This window comes from Geoglobus acetivorans, assembly GCF_000789255.1.
GTDB classification, from domain to species: domain Archaea; phylum Halobacteriota; class Archaeoglobi; order Archaeoglobales; family Archaeoglobaceae; genus Geoglobus; species Geoglobus acetivorans_B.
In genome coordinates this window covers 416,480-440,702 of record NZ_CP009552.1, presented here as the reverse complement: position 1 = coordinate 440,702, position 24,223 = coordinate 416,480, and the positions used below count along the sequence as shown (strand labels likewise).

The following is a 24,223-nucleotide window of genomic DNA, read 5'->3' as shown; positions in this document are numbered from 1 at the left end:
CGGTGGGGTGGAACTACCAACACTTTTATAAACACAGGCCAACCATGCACCATGACGTCAGAGGCGCACACGCAGGTACACTGAACTGGTAGATCCTGCCATAAAAGGGCCCGTGGCTCAGCCTGGTTAGAGCGTGCGCCTGATAAGCGCAAGGTCCGGGGTTCAAACCCCCGCGGGCCCATATTTCTGATTTTGCCACGGGGTGATTTACCCACCTCAGAAATTCGAAGAACCCGTAACCGCAGGAAGACACTTATCGAAGTTGCAGCACAATGGCTGCGGCCTGCCAAGTCCTATCAAAACGTGCCCCATACATATGTCAGGTCAGGAAACAAACCGAGTTCTGAAAGCAAAAAGATCTTCGCAGAACAATCTCAGACAGCAGGCAGAGAATTTTACAGAAAAGCGGAATTTCAAAAAAATTTGGTAATAAAAAAAGAGGCTGGGTATGCTACCTCCTGCCTCTCCTGAGCATAACCCCTACGGTGGCTATTGCAATCAGCGCAAATACCGCTTCGAATCCTGGGATCCGCCACCATGGTTTCTTGGTTGGTGTTACCTCAGGTGTTGGTGTTGGCGTGACAGTCTTGGTCGGAGTTGGTGCTGGCGTAACGGTCTTTACCGGTGTCGAAACCGGAGTCGGCGTCGGCGATGGTGTTGACGTTGGTGTGACTTCCGGTGTAGGTGTTGCTTCAGGCGTTGGTGTTGGTGTCGGAGTTGGAGTCTCTTCAGGCGTGGGTGGCGGCAGCGGAATGAACCATCCTCCACCAGAAGTGGGCTGCTGTGTCGGGGTGGGTGTCGGAGCCGGTGGAGACGAGACCGTAAACGAGCTGCTCTGCACAAACTCATTTCCATTGGCCTTTACAACAAGTTTCGCATCGTAGCTCCCTGCTGCACTTACCGTAAACTTGATGGTGTAGCTGATCGTGGCAGTTCCGCTTCCGGTATACTGTCCGGCGTAACCGTAACCATAACCGTAACCATACCCCATGTAGTATCCGGAACCATTGTAGCTTGCATAGCCGTATCCGTATCCATACCCCACATCAGCCCAGCTTACAGAAACGTTGAAGTTGATATTTGCTCCCTGCACATCCGTAGTTGTTTCCTGAATTGGTAAACTCACATTCTCGTATTCCGACCCATCCTTTACAAGTACCAACCTCACATCCTGGATTGGCAGCAGCTCATTACTTTCTATTTTGATTGTGGCAGTCAGTGTAACAGTCTCGCCCGTGTTGTAGGTGCTTTTATCGGGCTGAACGCTGAGCATTAACGCAGTCGATGGCTGACTCAAAATCAGCATCGCAATTATCAACAGAGTGATCAACACACTTGTCAGATTTTTTTCCCTGTCTGATACCATGGCAACTCACCCGCATAGCAAATTCACGAAGATCACGTGATCTGCAAAGGTCTGTTCGTATATTATCCTGATTATCTATATAAATTTTTCGAGTTGTGGAAACTCCAGGGGTTATTTAGACAGAACTTATAAAGGAAAAGAAAAATGGAACCATCAGAGACACTTTTTCACCATATGTGTCGAAAATCACCAGACCTCAAGTGAGAAAAGAGCCATAAAGTTACCAAAAAAAGATGGTCGGCTGAAAGTTCCATGGGATGGAGTGGAGTCTTCAGGCGTGTGCTCGGCATACAGCAATTCAGGGTTTGTGACTGACAATCACACGCCAAACGTATCCGCCCAAAAGCCTGTGAACTGTAAGATAGAGGTGTGTACTATTTAGACCTGAACTTCCCGGGAAAAAGCGCCAGTAGGAGCAAGACCAGTGGAAGGAGATAAAGACGAGGATATTTTCCAGATATTTCTGGTGTAAAATATATCACCACGCTCAGCAGAACAAGGCTCAGAGCCATACGAGATCGTGAATATGGGTCGGGCGCATCTTCATCAGGATTCAAAACATACTCCATGAGCAGATTAAGAACGCCCACCACGAGCATGAAATACGAAAGTATCGCCGCCCTGTTGGCATCTGCTTCATTTCCGAAAGCCAGAACAACTGCCGCCAGCATGAGCAAAATTACTGCAACCATTACAAATCTCTGGCCGGTCGATAACGACTTCAGATGCCTGTACATACTCACTGTACTCCTTGTGAATTTGCGATGCCATGCCCCCCCCTCAATTCGCCCTGTCACTTTCCCGTAGGGGAAATACAGAAGAATAACCACTGTCCCAACAGCAATTAAGGTATACGCAAATCTCCTCTCGATCCCAGGGAATGCATACGGGTTCTGAAGCTTGTAAAAGAGGATAGCCACATACGCTATGAGGAGCATGATGAGAACCCTCAGAGCCACATCTCTGTACCTAAGAAGGTCGGATTTCATGTACATCACCAAAAACCAGAATGATGAAAAACTTTCGGTTAGATGCTGTCCCAAAACCAGAAAACCCTACCTCACACGACCTTTCCTTGCAATCTTCCAGCCGCGCAACATGTAACCCGCACAGCCAATAAACGTTATGAGTGAAGCGATATAGGAGGGTAAGCAAACCCTGTAAAATCTCTCATAGACCACTTCTTTTGATTCAGAAATGTCAGATACAGCATAGGCATTAACAACACCATAAGCTTTCACAGGTTCTCTGCCATCGAGCTTCCAGTCTTTGGAGTATTCTTCCGTGAAGACAACATATTTCAGAGGTTTATCTCGGATATCGTATTTTACCGGGCTTACCTTTTCATATTCAAGTTTTCTGTAGGTTTCAAAATTCTCCTCCTCACCGCTTCCAATCACATAAAGTCTTGTGGTTAAATCCTCCATTTTGCTCCGCTTTATCAGCTCGTCCCAGTTTCTGACATATGCAGTCCCGGCCACAGAAAAAATTCTGCCCTTAAACTGTTTGTTTTCGAAAACGTAGAAGTTTTCAGTTTCCAGAACAAGTTTCAAATCGCTCTGATTGAACAGGAAAAAGTAGCTCTTGTAGTCCACTTCCTTAGTAAGAAGGATGTATTTGACTCCCAAAATGCTTACGAGTTCGCCGAAGTTGGTTATGCCGTTTCTTTTGCTCAGAATTTGGTCGATGTAAAGCTGAGAGGGGGAGTAGATCTGCCGATAAATGCCGGACACCTCAATATTTTTGGCGGAGATAACAGCCTTGTCGAAGAACAGAGGAGCGGGATTTGCTATACGTTTGTCTTTATTCGGAACCCAGTGGAAGTCCATGTAAAGGTGCCAGGGTAAGAACAGAACCCTGAAATCATCTTTATCCTTGTTCAGGAACTCATTCACCTCATACCAGTCCTTTGGAAAATCTGCCGGTTTAATCTGTCCGGCGAATCCGTTGAAGAACGTGAATGAATACACCAATGGCACGAACAGGATTACAATTGCGGCCTTCCTTAGCTTCACACCATTCTCTTTCTTCAGACCCTCAAGGCCCCTCTCTATCTCAGCCACACCGAGAGCACCAAGGAAGGAGTAGGACAAAGCCAGCATGGTCACGAACTTGTGCGTGTCCCTCATCCCCTTCATCAGGGGGATGTGGTCAAAGAGAAACCTGAAAAATCCTTCAAAGGGGCTTCTTATTCCCGTCGCCAGAATCAGACCAGCAAGCCAGATCAATCCGAAGGCCCTAACATAAACCCAAAGTCTCTCATTTCTGAAGCAAGACACAAAGCCGTGAACTGCCAAGAACAGAATGAAAACGAAGAAAACCCACCAGAACGGCAGAAAATCCTTGGCATAGAGATAGCCGGCTCGCCAAAATCCGTGCATGCTTGCCAAGGTGAACAGAGCCGAGAAAGATTCTATGCGGGGGGCGAAGGCTGCGAGATCCTCTGTCGAAATGTGGGTGAGTACTGTCGTCCTCTGGGCTGTGATCAGCGGAATCAGCCAGTAGGTATCCAATGCCAGAAAGAGAGTAAAGAATACTGCCAAGGGCTTTATCAAGCCAGTTGCTGATTTTTCTCTGTAAACTCTGAACAGGAAAAGGATTGAGAAAACCAGAAACGCCATGAAAAACGTGTGGGCGTTGAACGCCACGATAGTCGTTATCAGAACGGCCTTCATTATGCTTCTCGAATCTCTTTTGTCCAGAAGTTCTAAAAAGTATTTGATTGCCAGCGGAAGAATGGCGTATGCAAGTAATATGCCCCAGTGTCCAACTACGGTTCTGATGTATGTGTAGGGGTTGAGCATGTACAGCAGACCCGCATAAAACCGGGCCGTTTTCGACTGCGTAAACGTGCTTACCAGTTTGTGCATCGAGTACCCGCTCAAGAACAATATGGTAAAAAGCAGGACCTTCTGGAAAATCCAGGGAGGAATCAAAACTGAGATTAGGCTGACAGGCAGACCGCCTCCGTACACAGGGGCAGTAAACCCGTAAAATTGCTCCAGAACCTTAAATTCATTCAATCTGGGAACAAAGTCCAGCAAGAACAGATATTTACCGAATGAAACGGGCACTATTACTGCAAGGGCCATCCCGGCGTAAACGAGATTGTCAATCCAGGTTCGCCTGTCACAGTTCAATGCAGTCCCTCCTCGCTGCAATTTCACAAACATCCAATTAATTTTTTTCTCCCAGCGTTCCATACCATTCCGTTTCGCTCACCCACCCAGTCGCAGAAGAGGCAACCGGTACAGCCAATGAACGCTGCTACGGGAATCATCAACCCAATCTCGAACCAGTCCTGGGGTTTGTAGCGGATTACGATTTCCAAGTTTCCGGTTTCGTTTATCCAGGCGGTTTATGACTGAGTATAACGGAATGGATTTGGTCATCTCTATTAGTCGTCCTTGTATATTCTGGCCTCCCACAGAGGATCGTAAGCTTCGGCAAAGCCGATCATGAAGGGCTCTGTAAGCGTTGGCTTTGACTTTCCAGAGGGTTGTTTTTGTATCGGATTAGAAACCAAGCCATATCTGGGAGCATTTTTATTATCCCATATTAATTAATCGTTTCTATTGACGTTGATTTATTATGCCTATAACTCCCTCGACTCTGCCAGTATTCTTTCATACAATTCTCTATTTAACCAGAATCCTGTTTTCATAAGCTTTTCAATCTCATCCTCTAAACACTCTACTTTACCTTCACGCTTTGCCCTGACTAAAATACCTACTGTTCCGGTAACGCTCAATCCAAAACTCCTGGCCACTCTTCTTGCCTCATAGTCATCCAAAAGGATCAGATCGGCAGATTCTTCCAAGGCAAGCACTATTGCCTCAGCTTCACCCTCATCAAGTCCCATCATGAAAGCTCTTTTGAGCTTTTCATCCCTTATTTTTAGAACCCTGATCCATTTTGCTTTCGCAATTTTTCTTGCATCATCTCTGTCTCCGCCCTCAACGACACACTCTTTATAAACAGCTTCCGGCACAATTACTTCGTTAAAAAAGTCTTTCAGCAGGTTTAATCTTGAGATTTTTGATAGATGGATGAGTGGTGAAGAATTACTTATTACCTTTTGCAAATGCAATATCCTCCTCAAGTTCCTTCTCTGTATAGTGCCTTTCGATTTTCCTTCTGCCAAGTTCTTCCATAAACTCCCATTTGCTCATCTCAGCAAGCTTTCTCGCCTTGCCAATGGACAGAACACCCCTCCGATAGAGGGCTATAGCCAACTCTACCTTTAAGATCCTCTCTCTATCCTTTTCAGGTAGCTTCATGGAAGCCAGCACGTCTTCAGGTATGGTTATCATTTCATCACCTATAACCAAAATACTGTTTAGCTGTTAATAACTTTTTTCCAAACTTCCTTAATCCTCCTCTCAACTCTCAAAGCATCCTTCATCCCCTTTCTCTTCCCCAGTCGTAGAAGAGGTAGCCTACGCAGCCTACGAAAGTGGTGGCTGAGATTAATAAGCCAACTCGAACCAGTCCTGGGGTTTGTAGCGGATTACGATTTCCAAGTTTCCGGTTTCGTTTATCCAGGCGGTTTATGACAGAATACTGAGATTTGGCTGTTTTCAGCTTTTTTTACCATTTTCGTATGTTTCCGCAAATGACAACATGAAAAGGTTTTGTTGTGTTTGACATTCCATGTTGGGTTGGTTCCCTCGTATGAGTTAATTTTACTGGCTTTCTCTAATTTGGGAGGGGGTAATAGGTATATCTGTCCATTAATCACTATGCAATCGCCTTAAGATTAATCATTTTGGAGAGTATTTCTCACCCATAACATAAATCTTCTGAAGTTATCTTCCGGTGATTTGCCTCCTTCAGTTACATTGTCCTCAACTATATTATTTTCCGAGCCTAAATGAATGTGTCTCGGATATGTCTTTATATTCCTGTGGTGAGGAGCTGTGTCAATTCTGTATATCTTCTCACTTCTCTGCCAGTGGAACGAGAATTTATCCTCAACCGGATATCTAATATCTACCCACGATTTATCCGTCAAGATCAGTCTTATTCTATCCGGATGAAGTTCAATATTTACAACCATATCAGAAAATTCTTCATTAACTATCTTGAGAAAAGTCAGATACCTCAGGAGCATCAGATCTCCTCAATAAGCTTCCCAACCAGTTTCTTCATCTCGTCAATGTTATTCTTCAAGGCCAGCGCGGAAAGAAAATCTTCATAGGTTGGGTGCTCTGGAAGTTCCCCTCTTTCAATTTTTTCCTCTATCTCTTCAGGGTCTTTTACACCATATTTTAGAAGAATTTTTTTGAGCTCCATTTTTTGCTCAATTATCTCCTTTGTGAGAATTACAGGCACCCATTCACTCTTTAAAGCAGCCATGTTTTAATTCTTATCTGACTGGGTATTAAATGTTTCCCGATAGGAGATAATAAGTAACCGGGAGCTAACACTCCGTCTTTGTGAGTAACTTCAAAACTTCCTGATATATGAAGTTTTATAGACCATAACTTTAAAATTCGTTTAGGAAGCTCTTCCGAACCTCAAAGTCCATCCATCTCCTTTCTCCCTTCTCCAGTCGTAGAATAGGTAGCCTATGCAGCCGATGAAGGTTGTAGCGGAAATCATCAAACCACTCGAACCAGTCCTGTGGTGTATATCTGATCACTATTTCGAGGTTGCCGGTTTCGTTGATCCAGAATCCGTTTATCACCGAATACAATGGGATGGATTTTACCTTCTCAACCAGCTTACCATCCCTGTATATTCTTGCCTCCCACAATGGATCGTATGCTTCTGCAAATGAAGGCATGAAGGGCTTTTTCGCCTGAACTTTGACTTTCCACAAAGTGGGGTTGATTTTTGTGTAATTGATAGCCTCAGCGGGTTTTTTGTCGACTTTATATTCGATCGATGGTTTGACTTGTCTCGATCAAGTAAAGCCTTTTTGAAGTGAGGCCTTGGATAAAGAAGATAAAATTGGAGTTTGAAGGATGAGGTTAAGATTGCCGATTGTTCCTGCTATCCAAGAACAGTTTGGAAGGTTTAGTCTTCAATAACAATTATATCTATGTTTTCATCAATTTGTTTAAAGTCACTATCCAGTGTAAGGAAATAGTTGCAGTTGTTTTCGATTGCACTTGCCATGTGTATAAGGTCTCGAGGGAGGAGAATATATCTTTCAATTAATTTCCGCAATCCCTCAAATTTTGGATGGGGCAATATATCCAGATTAAGTAAAGAATGCAAGCGATAAACGCTATTGTAAAGGGATAGATATTCATCGTGTCTCTCTTTTATGAATCTTTTCACATTATTACGCCCTCTATTTCCGTAATACCTCTCAGTGCTTAGAGCTACAGTAACGTACAACACCTCACCAAAAGATATAACAGAAGTAGAGCGCTTTTTTCCAGCTATTATTGACTTTATTTTCTGCCTTTTCACATCTTTCCCAAGCAGGAGCTCTACCAGTACTCCGGAATCGAGGTAGATCACATCCATTACATCCATACATCTCCCAGCACTTCAAGAATTTTTTTTCCAGACGCTTCACCAGCTATCTCTTTGGTTCTGATGGATATGCTGTCAATTTCACTAAAATCCTCGACAAACACCAGTAACTTTGCTCCTTCTGGCAACTCTAACTTTCCGAGAGGCTTGAAAACTCCGTTTTCGTAGATGACTTCAATCACCTTAGGCATGTTTTATGATTGATTTGGAATTTAAAATAGTTTCCACCTGAACTTCTTAACTCTGTTTTGAACCTTTAAAGCCCAACCATCCCCTTTCTCCCTCCTCCAGTCAAAGAAAAGATAGCCAATGCAACCGGCGAAAGTTAATCCGGAAATCATCAACCCAATCTCAAACCAGTCCTGGGGTTTGTAGCGGATGACTATTTCAAGGTTGCCGGTTTCGTTGATCCAGAAGCCGTTTATGACCGAGTATAGAGGGATGGACTTAACAGTCCCAACCTTTACTCCATCCCTGTATATTCTCGCCTCCCACAATGGATCGTATGCTTCAGCAAAGCTCAGCATGAAGGGTTTTGTTGCGTTAACTTTAACCTTCCACAGGGTGGGGTTGATTTTCGTGTAGTTTACCACCTCAGCCGGCCTTTCTTTGACCTCAAACAGCCCCTCCACTGTCTGGTTGGTTTCTGTGGAGTACAGCCATACAACATCGAGCTTTGGAGCCTCATCGAGTGGGATAACGCTTATGTCGTCGAACCAGGTTATGGCTTCCCCTTTGCCTTCATCGAGAACCCAGCCGGCGTTCAATACAACCCTTATCTCTGTTGCATTTTCGGGGATCTTTATTATTGCCGAATACTTCTGCCAGGCAGAGGTTCCGGATTTTCCACCCGGTATGAACGGGGTTAGCTGTCTCCATCTGTTCTCTTCAGGATAGTACGCCTCAAGCTTCACGTGTGATGCCTTGACGTTCCGGTATTTCATGTGGGTTGTGATCAGATAATCTCTGCCCGGCTCAACATCCATAGGCTCGCTCCTTATCCAGCTCCATCTTTTCCCGGTTGTTGAGGTCGAGACTTTTAAGCTGTAGTTTCCGTCATAACCTCTGTCAAAGCCTATTTTGAAGTCCTTAGTGTTGCCGATATTCCAGCTCTCCGGCAGCCCGGCAAACACATCCTCGAATGACGGGTTTTGCAGGATGTTTCTGACATTCAGCGGAGCTATCTCAAGCCTGTGGTCACCCTTATCCAGGTGGAAGGGCGGAGTGTAAGAGAAGTTTCCCTCAGGCTTCAGCGTGAATACCTCATCGCCAATCCTGACCCTGAACTCCCCCATTCCCTTCAGCGCAAGCCTGTACGTTCCGGGCTTTATCATTTCCACATCCTGCCATGCCCTGTCGTTTTTACCGAATGAGAGCATTTCGCCGTTGCTGGCGTTGAAGTCCTTGATAATCTTTGCATCACCCCTGTACAGGTCGGATTCAGCTTCAAAGAGGTAGATTATGGTTTTGTTCTGCAGGAGTTTTTCCACTTCCTGCTTTGCTCTGTAGTATTCTTTTTCAGGGATTGAAAGTATTATATTTATGGCATTTCTACCTCCTATATTTTTTATTGTAAGGCTATATTCACCTTTTTTAGGAAAATCATATTGAATAAGTGCCCATTTAAAACTATTTGTTTTATCAAAAGTATTAATTGTGGTCAATGAGTTATTATTTATCTTTATTGCGAATTTTCCACCTTCAGCGTTCCCTAAATATCTTATTAATATTATATATTTCCGTCCCTCTTTAATCGTTATAGGGATATCTAGTTTTTGTCCGGGTTTAGTAGCCCCAACGAATCCCCAATCATTTCTAAAGTCAAATTCATACTTTACATTACCTTTGAATGGCCAAATGTAAAACACTTCCCACTCTCCATGATGAGGATTAGCTATAAAGAAGGGGTGCCACTTGCTTTTATCTATCCCAAGTGTGAACTTAGAAGGCACTACAATAATACCATTAACTTTCTTCCAATATACCAGTTGGGTGATTAAGTCATTTATAGTGTCTCTACCTTTTACAGTTGTTATCGTTCCAATTTTATTTTTATCTAAAGCTTCTAATGGAATTATTTGATCAGAAAATAGTATTCCATTATCATTATTCAGTGTGCCACTATTTATTACAGTAGATAATGATGAATATCCACCGCTAATAAGAATAAATGGGCAAGAAGAAACATAAAAATGTCCGTTTACCGGTCTTTTAATTTCAAATATAAATATTTTTGTATTGTTCCATTTTTCTTCAAAGTACGAAGAATTGGATAAATAATTAATTATTTTTATAGATTTTTCTCTCATGCTTTTGAATTTATAGTCAGTAGTTACTATTAGATATTTTACATCTAAGTAAGATAGGATTGTGCTAATTGGTTGAGTGTTACCGTCTATCCCCTCTTTCATTATAAATCTATATAAATATTCCATTGGTCTGCCATAGTAGAAATAAGTCAATATATTGAAGGATTTTTCCAATATCCCCCAACATATACTTTTCAGCCATGGTGGTCTTTCTACTTCATATTTTCCAGTTCTGAGAATATACAGTACTCTCACATCACTTTCATTTACTAACTGTTTTAGTTCGTAATAAACATCTTGGTAATCCTTAGGTAAAATACTGACTCTTTGGGCTAATGGTTTAATTTGCTCATTATTGTTTAAATATATATTTAACCCACCTATTAATACAATAAAAACTACTAGTAATGCTTGGAGATATTTTAATTTCCGTTTCCATATATAGTAAGCTAACAATCCCGCAATCAATGAGACTAATGTGCCAGTTATCGTTATGAAGAAACGAGGAGTTCTAAACATTACACCAACATCTATGCCTAATATAACAATCTCAGTAAGCATTTTATGAATAAATTTGAAGGGTGAATAAACCCAAATAACAGAAATTACAAAAACTATAGGGATCATTAGAAACAGGATAGTTTTCTTTATGTATTTATCTCTTATTAATAAAAGACTTGATAGTATTAAAGTCAGAAATATTAGAAATATGCAATAGACCATTACATACTCTTTTATTAAAGGAAAAGGCAATCCAAATACCGATACTAAATCGTAGTTGCCAACAATAACTGGTAAAGTTAGAGTTCTAAAACCTCCAAAAGGATTTTCAGTTTTAGAAAACATTGGAATAATAGCGGAAAGTATTCTCATTGTCCCAGTAATTATGAATACAACAGATAAAAATAAAACCCATCTTTTACTTTTTTCTATGTATGCTTTTTTATCTAAAATAAATAAAATTAGAATGCTCAATATAAAAATAACAATTATTGATGCTAGAGTAATTCTAATATCATAAACAAAAGTAATTGCTACAGCAGTAAATAATGCACATTTTATTGGAAATTTACCTTCTTTTATTTTATCTAAAGCTAGCATTGCAAATATTAAAATTAATGGAACTAGGGATACAAAAGCTTTAGTCCAAATATCCAACCATGGTGATAGTAGAATTGTTTCATAAATAAAACCACCTATAAACCCACTAAACAATACATAGGTGATATCAAAGTATGAAGAATTTATTTTTTCAATATATTTAATAAATACAACTATAAAAATGCTAAATAGTAAACCTCCTAACCAAGGAAACATACACTCATATAGTATCCACGAATATATGGACGGAAAAACATAAATTAGATTGATAGGATTGTAAAAAGATAGAGGATACATAGGTCTACTCATGACTGATAACCATGTATAAAAAAGATTGTTGAAGGTATAGTAGGCTGGTGCTGCTACAGGTTTTGCACCTTGAAGAAATACTATACTTGTGTGATTATGTGCTAGTGCTGAAATCAACCACCATTTGCTCAGTAAAGCATACAAAAATGATAATGAGATTAAAAGATACCAATTTTTAATCATCATTAGTTTTTTCACCATATTTTTCACCTTTTTAAATTATTAAAGTCATAAAATAACCCGTGAGTAGTACCTTCCAGTATTGCTCCTATAATAGTTCTTTTTGATCTACTTCTTGAACTTTTCAGAGCGATTATAATATACCCTACAATATATAAGAGAAGTGTGATGAAAAGCAAAATCTTGTCAATTACAACCCCATATTTCCTTACAAAAATAATACGCGTTTTTGCTATATCGTAAGCTTTGAATTCATTATCGATTCTTGTTATAATTCTATAAGGATTATTAATATCATGCCAAACTATAGCCTTAGTGTTGCAGATAATTTCATATCCTAATTGTTTTACTTTTACTCCCCACTCTACTTCTCCCCAATTGTGAGGGAAAAGATCGCTATCAGGCAATGTTTTCAAGGCCAAATCTTTTTTGATCATAAAAGCATTAGGACAGAAATCGCAGTTTTCGATGGTGTCAGGCAAATTAACGAAATTTATTCTTTTTCCTATTAATTTTTTATACTTGTCTCTTGAAAATAGTCTTCTCCATAAAATAGGTATTTTGCCTCCTATAGCTATAATAACATCAGGTTCTTTTTTCCAGAGATTTAATGGACAAACCATGCCAATTTTATCATTTTGCTTAAAGGTTTTAACTAATTCAAGAATACAACTTTTATCGACGATATTATCATCGTCAATTAAGAAAATATATTCACCATGAGAATACTTAACTCCAATATTTCTACAGTATGTTGAGTACCTATCTCTTTTATTTCGTATTATCTTTAATTTTCTTTCCTTAATTAAATCACTAAATATTTTAGTAAGTTCTTCATAAGTTCCATCTGTAGAAGCATCATCTACAACAATTATCTCCAACTTTTCTTTTGGATAATTACTTTGTAAAATTGACTCTATCAATCTAATTAGCTTATCCTTCCTATTGTGTGTTGGGATAACTATTGAGACTGAAGATGGTTCGCTAGTCATAGTTTTTCACCTTTTTTGCCACGATAAAGAAGGAGCCTGTAAAACTTTTTATAATAGGAAAATCACTAATTTCATTTAATAATTTATTTTTACAATAATTATTGTTGCCAGAGTAATATATAATCTCTCCATCCTTATATTTTAAATAGAAAATTATATCTATGGGATTCGTAGCAAATACAGCATCTTTATCTGGAGCTGGTGACTCATCCAAAATAGGGTCAATAAACATAAACTCTATTTTTTCTTTTTTACTTAACCTGTAAGCAATATACTTTTCAGCCAATAGGAAAAAATTCAATAATCTGTTTCTCAATCCCGACATTAATGGATGATGTTCATAGAATCCAATAACTCTAAAAAAGTTTGGACAACTAATGACTATCTTTCCTCCGGGTTTAACAACTCTTATCATTTCATCCAATAAATGTTCAGGATATACTGTATGTTCGAGAGTATCTTTACAGCCAGCAGAATCAAAGTAGTTATTAGGAAACGGAAATTTTTTTCCATCATATACTTTAAATGTTCCGGACCCACTTTTTCTGGCAATCTCTATAGCTATGGGGGAAACATCAATACCATAAGCTTCAAATCCTTGTTCAGATAGGTGGTGAACAACAGTACCTACACCACATCCCACATCTAGAACTTTTTTACCACTTTCCGGTTTTAAGTAGTCCATATACATTCTATAGCTTTCAAAAGGTGCAGAAAGTAGCATATTTTCATAATACTTCTTGTTTTTATTGTAATACTCCATTAATTTTTTGTGTAGTTGTTCTCTGTTTATTTGACCTGCTTTTATAAGATTTCTTTTTGAGTTCCCTAATTTCCCTTTAAACAAATGCTTCATCATATTAGGACCACCTCTATGTTTTTGAATTCTTCATCTTTCCTTAACAACAATACAAGAATATAATAAATCACGATACGCTTTTCTAATAGATTCTTTTTGAGAAATATTGTTCTCAACTTCAAGACATGGAACTTCAATTAATGAGGGCATTCTAATTCTCGACGGATGTCCATATATCTCCATAGGTAGTAATTTAGTTAAACGCTCTCCAAAAGATTCGCCATGATCTGATGTAATTATTATTTTTCCAGGTAAAATTTCTGCAAGCTTTTTTACATACTTCAGAGCTGATAGTAAATTAGACGTATATGCTCTCCAAACATCTGCTGAATTATGTCTCATATACTCACTTAACTTTTCGGGTATTCCTGCCGATAGGTAACCTTTTGTAATTATTCTTTTTAATATTCTAAGAAGAATTATAAAATTATTTTCAGAATTATTTAATAGAGATTTATTCATAAATTCCTTCCCAATATCATTTAAATGTTTAAATTTCTCATCAAGATATGGAAAATGTGGCTGTAAAAACCATATTATCATTCTTTTGTTTGGATAATTTATATACGTTCTTAATGCTACATTATATACATTTTCCGGCATTACAGTTCCGATATTATAATCCCAATATTTTTTCCATACAGGGATATATTTGTAGAATACCTTTTTGGGATCTACTCCTAAATTGGAGAGAGTTTTATCAACAACAGGATTAGAATTTATGAATACAACATCTTGCATTTTTCTCAGAACTTCTTTATCACTAAAACAATTCCCTACAAATTCTGCTGTCATTGATCCGAGAGAAATTATTTTCTCAAATTTAATGTTTGAAGAGAAAAATACTTTATAGACTTTACTAAATACATCGTACCGGCAAGCATCTAATATTATAAGGTAGTCCCAATTCAGATTAAACACATTATCTGTACTTTTAGTTGGACCAAATAAAATAGTGGTTAGCACGTTCATAATACTGTCATATATTTTGGAAAGCATACTTCATCCCCTCCATAACCCCTCTCAAATAAGCCTTTGCAATTTTCAACCTTTCCTTGAACGGTTTCCTTAAGCCAAATAAAATCACCCTTAAGTAATACAGCGTAAACAACCAATTGAAAATAGAAATGAAAATCAGAAACTGCCACCATTTCGAATATTTTTTGTGGAATATTATTCTATTTCTACCGCAATAGTAAGCTCTCAACTCGCTGTGACAGTGAAAGAGCCTTGCCTTCTCTTCCACTTCTTCTGGCAATGGTATGTCATGCCAGATTTTTGCCTCAGGATTGCAAACCACTATATATCCTGCTCTTCTTACTCTTTCCCCAAAATCTGCTTCATCATAATGAATAGGAAAGAGCTTATTATCCAATAAACCTACCATCTCTATAACCTTCCTTTTAACCATTAAAGCGTTTGGGAAATCGTTGGACTCTATTAAAGCCCTATACTGCCCGTTGTCTATCTCGTCCCTTCCTACGATCTTTGTCAAAGATGTGATCATATTCCTTCTAACACTCGCACACCAGATACGATTTGGCTGTTTCAAATAATACATTATAGGAGCTACGATTCCAATTTTACCATCGCTTTGCAAAGTTCTGACCAATTCGAAAATACAATTTTCATCAACGACATTATCGTCATCCACCAAAAGTATATGCCTTCCGCTGGCGTGTCTTATGCCAACATTCCTCGAACCTGCAAGGTATAACTCTCTCTCGTTTCTAACGACTTTAACATCTGGAAATTTTTTCTTAATCTCCTCGTATGTTCCGTCGGTAGATGCATCATCCACCACTACTATCTCCAACTTTTCCTTCGGATAGCTACTTCTCAAAATGGACTCTATCAATCTGATCAACTTCTCCTTTCGATTGTGCGTAGGAATAACCACTGAAACCAAAGGCAAATCATTCATGTTCATTTCAACCTCTCAAAATCCCTGACCCTCACCCAGAACCCCTCACCAACCGACCGCTCCGGAATGATCACCCCGCCTGTTTTGTTGTCCATCCCGGCCAGCTCAACGCACTCTTTCACAACGTCAGGCATCAGCTCCATGTCCGAGTCCACGAACATGACATACCTCCCTCTCGCCCTTCTCAGCCCGAAGTTCTTGGCTTTTGCTCTTTCGCAATCCAGTTGATAAACCCTGGCTTCATATTCCTTTGCGATTTCAGCAGTCTTATCGCTGGAGAATCTGTCCACGATTATTATTTCAATATTTCTATAGCTCTGGTTTTTTATAGACTCCAAGCATGACCTTAAAGTTCTCCCGGAATTGTAAGTTGGAATTATTACTGAAACCTTCATTTCTCCTCCATCCTAAGCATCTGTATTATATCCCGCGTCGTATAGACTTTAACGATGTCCTGCTCTTCTAACTTTCTATCATTCGACCAAATTGCACAGTTCAATTTTAGTGCGAGTGCGAAGTAAGGAACGTCGTCCGGATCAGGAGAAATCCTTCTGGCTACATCATACTCGTCCTCAAACTCTTCAAACGGAACTACCTCTATCTGCTCCTCTAGAAAATCCAAAACAACTTCCAGTTCTTCTTGAGAAAGTTTAGTCTTTTTGAGTATTTCGTCAAAATGCTCACGAATTTCGATGAACAGATACTCTGGAGCTATGAAACGGAATTTCCTCAGAATCTTGTTCATTACAAAAACTCTGAACGTTCCTCCTCTGGCTATAAGAGCGGCAAATACAACATTAGCGTCGATCACCAGTAACATGCTTTCTGAACCTCTCGGCAATCGATTTACTGATATTCTCGCCGAGTTCTAAGGCATCTTCTTCAGTCATCTTGCTCCTGGATATTATTCTCTCGATCTCGGTCAGATTTTGAATTTCCCTTTCGATCATTTTCCTTATCGCCGGTGACCAGTCAACTCCGAATTTTTCCATCTTCTTCTTCAAATCTTCGGGAACTCTAATTTTCAATTCAGCCATACCTTAAATGACGTTCTGTAGACTTATATTCTTTCCGAATTCGTTCGTTGATTTTAGTATCAATTTTCTGCAATTTCGACAGTTCCATCTTCGGAGAATCTATCAACAACTATTATTTCACTATCGCCATAGCTCCGGCTGACTGCGGATTTCAGACACAGCTCAAGAGTTCATCCGGAATTGCAGGTTGGGATAACAACAGATACCAGCTGATTCCCAATGACACCATCGGAGCTATCCTGTCTTCCTCAAAATGAACTCTCTAACCTTCTCAGCTATCTCAATTGCCTCTTTCGCCTCATCTTCCGTTACTTCCCGACCTATGGGATATCTGATCGTAACACCGAGTGGAAATAAAATGGAAAAATCGAGCTTAAGCAGATCCTCGAAGCTTTGATCGATCTCCGCGCATAAACTTAAGAGTAAAGGAATGTTATGAGTTTTTCCAAACGGTTTGTTGTGATAAGTCAGGAATGCTTTGAGGTATTTTTCAACCGCTTGTTGGGAGTGAAATAATGAGTAATCGTAGATTCCTTCTCTAATTAATATGTTTGCAACTTTTAGATCAGTCTCAGCCTTTTTCAACCACTCCCTTGCTTTTTCGACAATCATATAACCACACCCTCTGATGTTGCCATACCGCAGATGTCGCCGAAAACATCTTTGTGTTTAAGGTAATAGCTCTTACTGACTACCATAGGTTCCGCATCGACTTTTAAGTCCAGTAATTTCAAAACACATTCGTAAAGAAACTTCCTCTCAGTATTTCTATCAATCTCAGTCTTGCTGACAATCAAAATGTCCCAATCCGAATCCTCTCGGTAATCTCCTCTCGCTCTCGAACCGAACAGGATTATCCTGTCTACCTTTATCCCGAACTTTTCAGCCACTTCCAGAATTGTTTCTCTTATCTTCTCCTTCATCAAATTATAATCCCCTCAAAACGTATTTACCTTTTCGCCCTTCCCAAGCCCATTCTTGGCTCTCTCACAATCGGAGCTGATATACCTTGGCTCCAAATCCCTCAGCGATTTCAACAGTTCCAGACTCTTTTCAATCCCGTCGAGAACCTCGCTATCCTTCAAAGCCCCGAAATACCTTTTTGATGTTGGTGTTCTTCCTCCACATCGCTGAAGCTTTCTTTCCCTTCCTTCATATCCGCGAGCTTGTTGTAAACATCATCCCTTATTGAAATCGTCTTCATGCATTAATGTGTAGTGTATAGAGACACGAATATATGCCCTTTTCACAAAACACGCAACTTTCATCTGTCTACGAATTTTGATACCACGATGGTTGTTGAATTACCGTATTCGAACTTCAGCCAGCAACATGGTTTTCAGCTCTGCCGGATGACTTCCTCGATGACCCTCTCAAACTCCTCGGCACTCCTGTCCCAGCTGAACTGCTTGGCCCATTCAATGGCATTTCTGCTTAACTTTTCCCTCAGCTCATCATCTACTAACACTTCGATTATGCCCCCTGCCATCGCTTCAGGTGAGCTATCGACTAAAAGCCCGTTATATCCGTGTTTTATTGAATCCCTCAAACCGGGGATGTTGTATCCAACTGCGGGCGTTCCCAGAGCGTTTGCATCCGTAACTACCTGTCCCCACCCTTCCCTTACCCCGGGAACCGCAATAACCCACGCTTTTTTTACCAGGTCATCCCTTGTCTTCCTGTCAACATATCCGAAAAATTTGACATCTCCGGTCACGGATTCCAGCTTTCTCCTTAGATATCCGTCTCCCACCATCAAGAGCTCTGCATCCCTCACTTCCGTCCTGACCACCCTAAACGCGTCGATAACATCCTGGGGTTTCTTTGCTCTCTTCATCCTTCCAACGTAAATTACGGTCGGTCTCTCGGATTTTTCTGGAACTCTGTCAACTGGCTCGACATTCAGTCCGTTGTGAACTATAAAAACCCTCTTGAATCCCAAACTCTCCAGATCCCCTTTTGTGGAGTTTGAAACTGTAATCGTGGGTATGTCTGAATAACTCTTCAGCCACCTTTTCTCCAAAATATAATAGCCAATTAGATTTACGGGAAAGGGAGTCTCATAAAACCAGAACTCCCTTGCCAGCTGGTGTATCAGAGCTATAATTTTATGCCCATCAACAAACCGAGGAGTCAGGAAAGGTCTCGTGTTTATTTCGTCAATTATCACGTCAAATTTGCTACCGTTTTTCTTGTAAAATTCTTTGGCCTTCCGGTACACAGCATACTTCCCGCCACCCCTTACGACTCTAACTCCGTCGATAACCTCTTCTTTTCTGCAGCCTTCAAATTTGGATGTGAATAGGGTTACCGAATATCCTTTTCCTACCAGTCTCTTTGCAATCTCATGAGTGTAAACCTCAGCCCCTCCGGCTTCGGGATTTCCTATGTCCCTCCAGTTGAACCACAGCATATCCATACCGACACCGGATTTCAATCATAATACCGTTTTATATGCATCCTGTACGCTATGGCCATCGTATCGACAAGGATCTTCCATACTTCCTTCCAGTTGACGTGGCTGTTATGTCTGAAGTTCAGTTCTACGGGCGCTTCTACAATTTTATATCCTCTCCTGACAGAGTTCGCAAGCAACTCAACATCAAAAGCATACCTTTTTACCAGAATCCTTGGTATAACATCCGCAAGAACATCCCTCTTAAACAACTTCAAACCGGTCTGCGTGTCCTTTACATCGAGATCGAACAAAATTTTAACCAGCAAAAAATAAACATTGCTTAGAATTTTTCGCTTGAGGGGGTACGCTACCTTAGATTTCGGATGTCTTTTTGATCCGACCACGATATCGGCTCCCTCTTCTCTCATTATTTCAATAAATTCGATTATCTTCCTCGGATGCAGCTCAAGATCTGCGTCCATAAAGATTACCAGGTCTCCGCGCGAGTGCTGGAAGCCATATCTCAAGGCAAAACCCTTGCCCATATTCTTACCGTATGATAAGATCTTCACCCTGTTGTCCGTTTTTGCAAATTTTTTTACAATCTCAGGGGTTGAATCGATACTGCCATCATCCACGACCAAAATTTCCCATCTGCTGGTTATCCAGTTTAATGTTCTCGCAGTTTCATGCAGCACATTCTCGATAATATCCTCTTCATTGTAAGCCGGAAGAATTGCAGAAATCATCTCCATAAACATCCCTCTATCAAAGCCAGACCGCTGGCAATTGTAGGACATACGACACTATTATAAACGCCTTCGTCAATATACATACTATAAATTCAGAATCACATAAATTTTTACAAAAACAATATATTCACTTAACATTTTATCAGCACCGTGAAGCAGGAGATCGCCAAGTACAGCTATATCATGACTTCGGCACTGGTGGTAGGTACACTGTTCAACTACCTCTACCAGGTGGTCATGGGGATACTGCTGCCGAAGCAGGAATTCGGAGTCCTCGGTGTTGCGCTTGCAATACTTTACATCACTTCCGTCCTGACACAGAATACATTTTCGTGGAGCGGGACGAGGAGGATAGCGTCATCACCGCACGAAGCATCTATGGTTCTGAGAACCGTTACTGCCGGGAACCTCGCCCTCGCAGTCACTGCATCTCTGGCGGTACTTTACTACTCATACAGGTCGGAAACGTACCTTATACCCAACCTGATGGTGTTGGGGGTGCTGCTGCTTTCGGCACTCACCAATTCCTATGCCGCACTCCTCAGGGCGGTGAAGAGGTTTGGCCAGATTGCGGTCGCGAACATTATGATGTCTTTCCTCAAACTTCTCACCGCAGTTATCCTGGTTGTCCTCGGCATGGGTGCTGTGGGTGCCCTCGGTGGTCTGCTGATTTCGAGCGTAGCGGTTTTCATCTATCTGACCTGCCACGCAACCAGGCTTGAGCTGCCACAGTCCAGAGGTTTCTCCGGTAACATGATCCGTGAGACGTTTTTCGTCTCAATTATTTTCCTGGGGATCAACTTCATCATCAACTCCAGCATAATCTTCATGAGGTGGTTCAGCGGCAGCGATGCTCTTGCGGGAGACTACAATGCTGCCCTGACGATAGCGAGGGGGCCGTTTTTCATCACTTCCGCGTTAATAACCGTGCTTTTCCCCTACATATCCTCCCACTCGAACACCGAAAGGGAGGAATACGCATTCCAGTCGATAAAGTACGTCGCCCTTTTTGTGTTCCCGGTGTGCATCTCCATGACTGCCGACCCGGGAACCTGGCTCAACATATTCTTCGGCAGAAAATACATGGGCGGTGAGGATATCCTGAGAATGCTTTCCGCAGGTATCGGATTTCTATCTCTGACCTTTCTCGTTTCTTCCAATCTCGTTGCATTTGAGAGACCAGAAATTCCTGCGTTATGCCTGGTTACCGCAACAGTGGTTCAGGTTGCTATGATCCACCTCATGGACAGCAATCCCGTAACATCGTCCACAATCTCGGTGGTTGCGGCATCAATCACGTCGGCAGTCCTCCTTCTGACCTACTATGCGGGAAAGTTTTACTTTAAATGGTCTCCGAAATACCTGCTTAAAATTGCAGTTTCATACTCAATCCTGTCAGCAGTGTTTTTGAGCATCCATCTAAACGGGAGGTTACTCTCTCTTGCAGAAATAGCCATTGCATTCACGGTGTATTTCATCGCTCTCTCAATCCTGAAGCTGTTCGATGAGGAGGACGTCGACATCCTGCTGTCCCCTCTGCCACCCGAACCCGTCAGGATCGTGAGGAGACTCGTCTCGAGACTCAACTCAATCATTTAGACCCGGAAATTCAGAGGAGAGATGAAAACTCGATAGCTCCAGCTGACCCCGACCAGCCCTCCTCATCGCTCAACGCTCGGTCTCTGCTGGCCGGGGGCATCACAGCACGGATTCCACGACACTCCTGGAGACCTTTATGTACTTCCTCACCACCGAGATAAAGATTTCCTTCTGCTTCGAATACGGTATCCACCAGGTATCGCCAAAACCATCCATCTCGCTAAGATCTTTCATGATCAGCCTTATCTGGGCATCCGAAACCTTGTGACCCTTTTTTTGCAAAGTTTTTCTCAGCCTGGACAGGGCGATCATGAAGTGGCTGAGCTTTTTCCCCCTGTCTGACGAGACGTTTTTCATCGTGCCACAGGAGCAGCAGTATGGGTGGGGCTTGATGATGCCATTTGGCATCCGCGCCCAGTCCCTACCTCCACCCTCGTGAACACATGACACAATTAATAGGATTTTATGGAGTTTTTAAAATTTATTGTTCTTTTCTAAATCCACAGGCAATTCTTGAGCATAAATCCTGTCATTCAGAATCCTGTTTTTAAAACCCCATCAGGAAGAATCAGGTAAAATAATTGAGACATATTTCAAATTTTTACCTGCATCGAACTCCATCAAAATGCAGAGCATCTTAAAAACAGAATGGAAACTAAGGAACGCAGAGGCTCGCAGGAACCTGTTTAAAAAGCAAGATCATGGTGAATCAGTGGACTCGAGTGGATCTTCATCAAATAATGCATCGATTTCGATATTTACAACTCCAACGACATCTTTCTCTTCGATCTCCTCCAGCACCTCAGGCATCCTTTCGAGATACATTCTCACAGCCTCTCGCATATTCTCAACCGCTTTGTCCATTGTTTTTCCCTGGGTAGTTAACCCGGTGAAAAACTCCTTGATGAAAAACAGATTCCCCTCCTTCCAGAGGATTGCATAGAGTCTCATAGCCAGAGGTATGCTCTTAAAAGTTTAAAAGGTCTCCTTTGACAACCCATAAAAAGCAAAAATCACAGTGGAATGGACTGCCGTTTTATTTCGATTATATAAATAATAATCAACTTATTCTCAAAATTATTATTGGTGAATTTAATAAAATCAGAGACGGCTTTCTTATACCGGCGTTTTTCGTCATTCGTAATGGATTTCAGCTCAATCATTTCGCAGAACTTCGGATAATTTTCATTTGAAAAATCAAATGCGGGGGGAGGGATTTGAACCCTCGGACCCCTACGGGACGGGACCCTCAATCCCGCGCCTTTTCCTGACTCGGCAACCCCCGCACCCACATAAGGGTGTGGGAAGCAGTATAACCAGACAGATGCGACCGCTGAGTCCGTTATGCATCTGTCTGCATTATCTCGCCGGGTATGGTTTATGAAATTTGTGGTTCACAGAACCTTCAACCTTGCCACATCAGGAGCTTTACAGAGAAAACAGGTGAGAGGAAAACAAACCAAAAAACTAAAATTGTCCGGAGGAGAATAAACCATAAATGAAAGGCAGTGAAAAAATGAGAAACGACGAGGGCAAGCTCAGCCTCGATCTCCTCATAGGCCTCACGATTTTTCTCATGAGTTTTGTATTTATAATCCAGTATGTTCCCGCAATTTTTGCCTCCGAGAGGAGCGAAATATACCTATATCCTCTTGCATACAGAATTTCTGCACTTCTCGTTGAGGACCCCGGTTACTGGAGCAACGGGAGTGTCAACGGGACGGACTGGGAGAACTATTACTCTCTGCCTGATGTGGAGGTGAGGCCGGGCCTGATGGGCTCTGAAGTGAACGTGCTTGACCCGGTAAAGATCGATGCCCTGAACAGTTTATATGCGTCAGCTGGAATTGACGGGTTGAGAAAGGCTCTGGGATTGAAAACACCGGATAGAGTGTTCGGGTTCAATATATCTCTCCAGTTGCTGTCAAGCAATTCATCGAATCCGATATACTCCATGAACGGGAGCCAGCCAATGCTCTTGATCGGGGAGCCGATACCTGACGGTTCAAATGTTGCGAGATATGAGAGAATAATTGCCTTTGAAAACACCACAAGTGTGTCCAAAATCTCAAGTAAACTTGATACTCCCAACACCGTCAACTACAATTATGCCGTCCCTGCTCCAGTCGGTTCATTCGTCATAGTGATTACCGGCGTGAATGATAATCAGTCCGCAACAGAACCCTGGATGAGGGTAGATGTAAACAGTATCAATGTTATAGATGTGCGGGGAAACGAAACCATATCCACATTCGATCTGACAGGTGACATCAACCAGTACAGTGGAACGGTTAACGTGGATATACAGGTGCATAACGTTAGAGGATATGTTATCTCAACGAACGCGGGAGAATATATAGGGGGGAGAATAGTTGCCAAACTCGTTGTTGCGGTGTGGTAAGGGTCAGATAATGACCCTGGAGAGCATAATTGCATCAGTGCTCATGCTCAGCGTGGCCTATTTCCTCTTCCAGAGCACGATGATAATCTCGCCCATTTCAGACGAGGTTGTTTACGTTCAGATCAAACAGTATGGAGATGACGCCCTCAGGATTCTCAACAACGAATCGAACGCTGAAGATACACTTCAATACGCCCTGAAACACATCAACGGCACATACATGCCGGATAAGCTCATCAGCAGTCTGAAAAAACTGCTCCCCGGTTATGTGGATTTCAATCTTCAGGTTTACTACCTTAACCAGACGACCGGAAGAATTCAGGTGTACAACATAACCAGCAAAACCCCAACCTCGACAACGGTAACCTCCTCCACATACCTGGTTCTGAAAAATGGGGAACTTGCAGACGGCTCCCCATTCAAAATCAACACCACAGACGTGGAGGGGACTAACAGCAACATACCGGTTCTGTTTGAGGTCAGGTTGATAATGTGGAGGGTGTAGAC

The 24,223-nt window shown here is 41.4% G+C and carries 29 protein-coding genes and 2 tRNA genes; 4 read left to right on the top strand and 27 right to left on the bottom strand.

Annotated elements, in window-relative coordinates:
* The first annotated feature begins 106 nt into the window (after window positions 1-106).
* Window positions 107-181, top strand: a tRNA-Ile gene (locus GACE_RS02560).
* 270 nt (window positions 182-451) lie between these two features.
* Here GACE_RS02560 and GACE_RS11605 read toward each other — a convergent pair.
* The 24 genes from GACE_RS11605 to GACE_RS02445 all read right to left on the bottom strand — a co-directional run bounded on the left by GACE_RS11605 (window position 452) and on the right by GACE_RS02445 (window position 19,719).
* Window positions 452-1,366: a PGF-CTERM sorting domain-containing protein gene (locus tag GACE_RS11605; protein WP_048090927.1), complete on the bottom strand. Its 915-nt coding sequence runs from the start codon at window positions 1,364-1,366 to the stop codon at window positions 452-454.
* Between the two features lie 374 nt (window positions 1,367-1,740).
* Window positions 1,741-2,355, bottom strand: coding sequence for a hypothetical protein (locus tag GACE_RS02550; protein ID WP_048090926.1), 615 nt, complete (start codon window positions 2,353-2,355; stop codon window positions 1,741-1,743).
* Window positions 2,356-2,421: 66 nt separating this feature from the next.
* A complete protein-coding gene (locus GACE_RS02545) occupies window positions 2,422-4,506 on the bottom strand; it encodes an alpha-(1->3)-arabinofuranosyltransferase domain-containing protein (protein WP_202962745.1) in 2,085 nt (694 codons plus the stop codon).
* Window positions 4,507-4,961: 455 nt separating this feature from the next.
* Window positions 4,962-5,450 carry a DUF3368 domain-containing protein gene (locus GACE_RS02540; RefSeq protein WP_048090924.1) on the bottom strand — a complete coding sequence of 163 codons (489 nt, stop codon included), beginning with the start codon at window positions 5,448-5,450 and terminating at the stop codon, window positions 4,962-4,964.
* The gene (locus tag GACE_RS02535; RefSeq protein WP_048093545.1) at window positions 5,431-5,679 is read right to left on the bottom strand and encodes a UPF0175 family protein; all 249 of its coding nucleotides are present in this window, start codon (window positions 5,677-5,679) and stop codon (window positions 5,431-5,433) included. Before GACE_RS02535 ends, GACE_RS02540 begins: the two co-directional genes overlap by 20 nt.
* A 446-nt stretch (window positions 5,680-6,125) precedes the next feature.
* Window positions 6,126-6,479 (bottom strand): toxin-antitoxin system TumE family protein, encoded by a 354-nt coding sequence (locus tag GACE_RS02530; protein WP_052400192.1) that lies wholly within the window; start codon window positions 6,477-6,479, stop codon window positions 6,126-6,128.
* Window positions 6,479-6,724 carry a hypothetical protein gene (locus GACE_RS02525; RefSeq protein ID WP_048090922.1) on the bottom strand — a complete coding sequence of 82 codons (246 nt, stop codon included), beginning with the start codon at window positions 6,722-6,724 and terminating at the stop codon, window positions 6,479-6,481. Before GACE_RS02525 ends, GACE_RS02530 begins: the two co-directional genes overlap by 1 nt.
* A gap of 130 nt (window positions 6,725-6,854) precedes the next feature.
* Window positions 6,855-7,190: a hypothetical protein gene (locus GACE_RS02520; protein WP_048090920.1), complete on the bottom strand. Its 336-nt coding sequence runs from the start codon at window positions 7,188-7,190 to the stop codon at window positions 6,855-6,857.
* A 197-nt stretch (window positions 7,191-7,387) separates the two neighbouring features.
* A complete protein-coding gene (locus GACE_RS02515; RefSeq protein WP_048090918.1) occupies window positions 7,388-7,855 on the bottom strand; it encodes a PIN domain-containing protein in 468 nt (155 codons plus the stop codon).
* Window positions 7,846-8,046: an antitoxin family protein gene (locus GACE_RS02510; RefSeq protein ID WP_048090916.1), complete on the bottom strand. Its 201-nt coding sequence runs from the start codon at window positions 8,044-8,046 to the stop codon at window positions 7,846-7,848. The genes GACE_RS02515 and GACE_RS02510 overlap by 10 nt, the downstream gene beginning before the upstream one ends.
* Before the next feature lie 21 nt (window positions 8,047-8,067).
* Window positions 8,068-11,775 (bottom strand): carbohydrate binding domain-containing protein, encoded by a 3,708-nt coding sequence (locus tag GACE_RS02505; protein ID WP_148305902.1) that lies wholly within the window; start codon window positions 11,773-11,775, stop codon window positions 8,068-8,070.
* Between the two features lie 5 nt (window positions 11,776-11,780).
* On the bottom strand, window positions 11,781-12,746 hold the full coding sequence (locus GACE_RS11150; protein WP_052400191.1) for a glycosyltransferase family 2 protein: 966 nt from the start codon (window positions 12,744-12,746) through the stop codon (window positions 11,781-11,783).
* The gene (locus GACE_RS11145) at window positions 12,739-13,605 is read right to left on the bottom strand and encodes a class I SAM-dependent methyltransferase (protein WP_052400190.1); all 867 of its coding nucleotides are present in this window, start codon (window positions 13,603-13,605) and stop codon (window positions 12,739-12,741) included. Before GACE_RS11145 ends, GACE_RS11150 begins: the two co-directional genes overlap by 8 nt.
* Window positions 13,606-13,635: 30 nt before the next feature.
* Window positions 13,636-14,604: a hypothetical protein gene (locus GACE_RS02490; protein WP_048090912.1), complete on the bottom strand. Its 969-nt coding sequence runs from the start codon at window positions 14,602-14,604 to the stop codon at window positions 13,636-13,638.
* Window positions 14,585-15,535 (bottom strand): glycosyltransferase, encoded by a 951-nt coding sequence (locus GACE_RS02485; RefSeq protein ID WP_202962744.1) that lies wholly within the window; start codon window positions 15,533-15,535, stop codon window positions 14,585-14,587. Before GACE_RS02485 ends, GACE_RS02490 begins: the two co-directional genes overlap by 20 nt.
* Window positions 15,532-15,924: a glycosyltransferase gene (locus tag GACE_RS02480; RefSeq protein ID WP_052400189.1), complete on the bottom strand. Its 393-nt coding sequence runs from the start codon at window positions 15,922-15,924 to the stop codon at window positions 15,532-15,534. The genes GACE_RS02485 and GACE_RS02480 overlap by 4 nt, the downstream gene beginning before the upstream one ends.
* A complete protein-coding gene (locus GACE_RS02475; protein ID WP_048090908.1) occupies window positions 15,921-16,349 on the bottom strand; it encodes a PIN domain-containing protein in 429 nt (142 codons plus the stop codon). Before GACE_RS02475 ends, GACE_RS02480 begins: the two co-directional genes overlap by 4 nt.
* Complete coding sequence (locus GACE_RS02470) at window positions 16,327-16,566, bottom strand: hypothetical protein (RefSeq protein WP_048090906.1); 240 nt, start codon at window positions 16,564-16,566, stop codon at window positions 16,327-16,329. The genes GACE_RS02475 and GACE_RS02470 overlap by 23 nt, the downstream gene beginning before the upstream one ends.
* A 59-nt stretch (window positions 16,567-16,625) precedes the next feature.
* The gene (locus tag GACE_RS12010) at window positions 16,626-16,727 is read right to left on the bottom strand and encodes a glycosyltransferase (protein WP_084063746.1); all 102 of its coding nucleotides are present in this window, start codon (window positions 16,725-16,727) and stop codon (window positions 16,626-16,628) included.
* Window positions 16,728-16,800: 73 nt separating this feature from the next.
* Window positions 16,801-17,178: a HEPN domain-containing protein gene (locus GACE_RS02465; RefSeq protein WP_048090904.1), complete on the bottom strand. Its 378-nt coding sequence runs from the start codon at window positions 17,176-17,178 to the stop codon at window positions 16,801-16,803.
* Window positions 17,175-17,489: a nucleotidyltransferase domain-containing protein gene (locus tag GACE_RS02460; protein WP_048090902.1), complete on the bottom strand. Its 315-nt coding sequence runs from the start codon at window positions 17,487-17,489 to the stop codon at window positions 17,175-17,177. Before GACE_RS02460 ends, GACE_RS02465 begins: the two co-directional genes overlap by 4 nt.
* A gap of 158 nt (window positions 17,490-17,647) precedes the next feature.
* The gene (locus tag GACE_RS11865; RefSeq protein ID WP_318249269.1) at window positions 17,648-17,770 is read right to left on the bottom strand and encodes an antitoxin VapB family protein; all 123 of its coding nucleotides are present in this window, start codon (window positions 17,768-17,770) and stop codon (window positions 17,648-17,650) included.
* Window positions 17,771-17,905: 135 nt separating this feature from the next.
* On the bottom strand, window positions 17,906-18,985 hold the full coding sequence (locus tag GACE_RS02450) for a glycosyltransferase family 4 protein (protein ID WP_048090900.1): 1,080 nt from the start codon (window positions 18,983-18,985) through the stop codon (window positions 17,906-17,908).
* Window positions 18,986-18,999: 14 nt separating this feature from the next.
* Window positions 19,000-19,719, bottom strand: a complete 720-nt coding sequence (locus GACE_RS02445) for a glycosyltransferase (RefSeq protein WP_052400188.1) — start codon at window positions 19,717-19,719, stop codon at window positions 19,000-19,002.
* Window positions 19,720-19,866: 147 nt separating this feature from the next.
* Between GACE_RS02445 and GACE_RS02440 the strand changes: the two genes are divergently transcribed.
* On the top strand, window positions 19,867-21,315 hold the full coding sequence (locus GACE_RS02440; RefSeq protein WP_048090896.1) for an oligosaccharide flippase family protein: 1,449 nt from the start codon (window positions 19,867-19,869) through the stop codon (window positions 21,313-21,315).
* Window positions 21,316-21,414: 99 nt separating this feature from the next.
* Here the strand turns inward: GACE_RS02440 and GACE_RS02435 are convergent, their stop codons facing one another.
* The 3 genes from GACE_RS02435 to GACE_RS02425 form a co-directional block, all read right to left on the bottom strand.
* Entirely contained in the window at window positions 21,415-21,765 is a 351-nt protein-coding gene (locus GACE_RS02435; RefSeq protein WP_048090895.1) for a hypothetical protein, read from the bottom strand.
* A 249-nt stretch (window positions 21,766-22,014) separates the two neighbouring features.
* Complete coding sequence (locus GACE_RS02430) at window positions 22,015-22,266, bottom strand: type II toxin-antitoxin system HicB family antitoxin (protein ID WP_048090893.1); 252 nt, start codon at window positions 22,264-22,266, stop codon at window positions 22,015-22,017.
* 251 nt (window positions 22,267-22,517) lie between these two features.
* Window positions 22,518-22,601: transfer RNA gene (locus GACE_RS02425), tRNA-Leu, on the bottom strand.
* Between the two features lie 212 nt (window positions 22,602-22,813).
* Here GACE_RS02425 and GACE_RS02420 point away from each other — a divergent pair.
* Complete coding sequence (locus GACE_RS02420) at window positions 22,814-23,716, top strand: hypothetical protein (RefSeq protein WP_048090891.1); 903 nt, start codon at window positions 22,814-22,816, stop codon at window positions 23,714-23,716.
* Window positions 23,688-24,221: a DUF7288 family protein gene (locus GACE_RS02415; protein WP_148305901.1), complete on the top strand. Its 534-nt coding sequence runs from the start codon at window positions 23,688-23,690 to the stop codon at window positions 24,219-24,221. The genes GACE_RS02420 and GACE_RS02415 overlap by 29 nt, the downstream gene beginning before the upstream one ends.
* The last annotated feature ends 2 nt before the right edge of the window (window positions 24,222-24,223 follow it).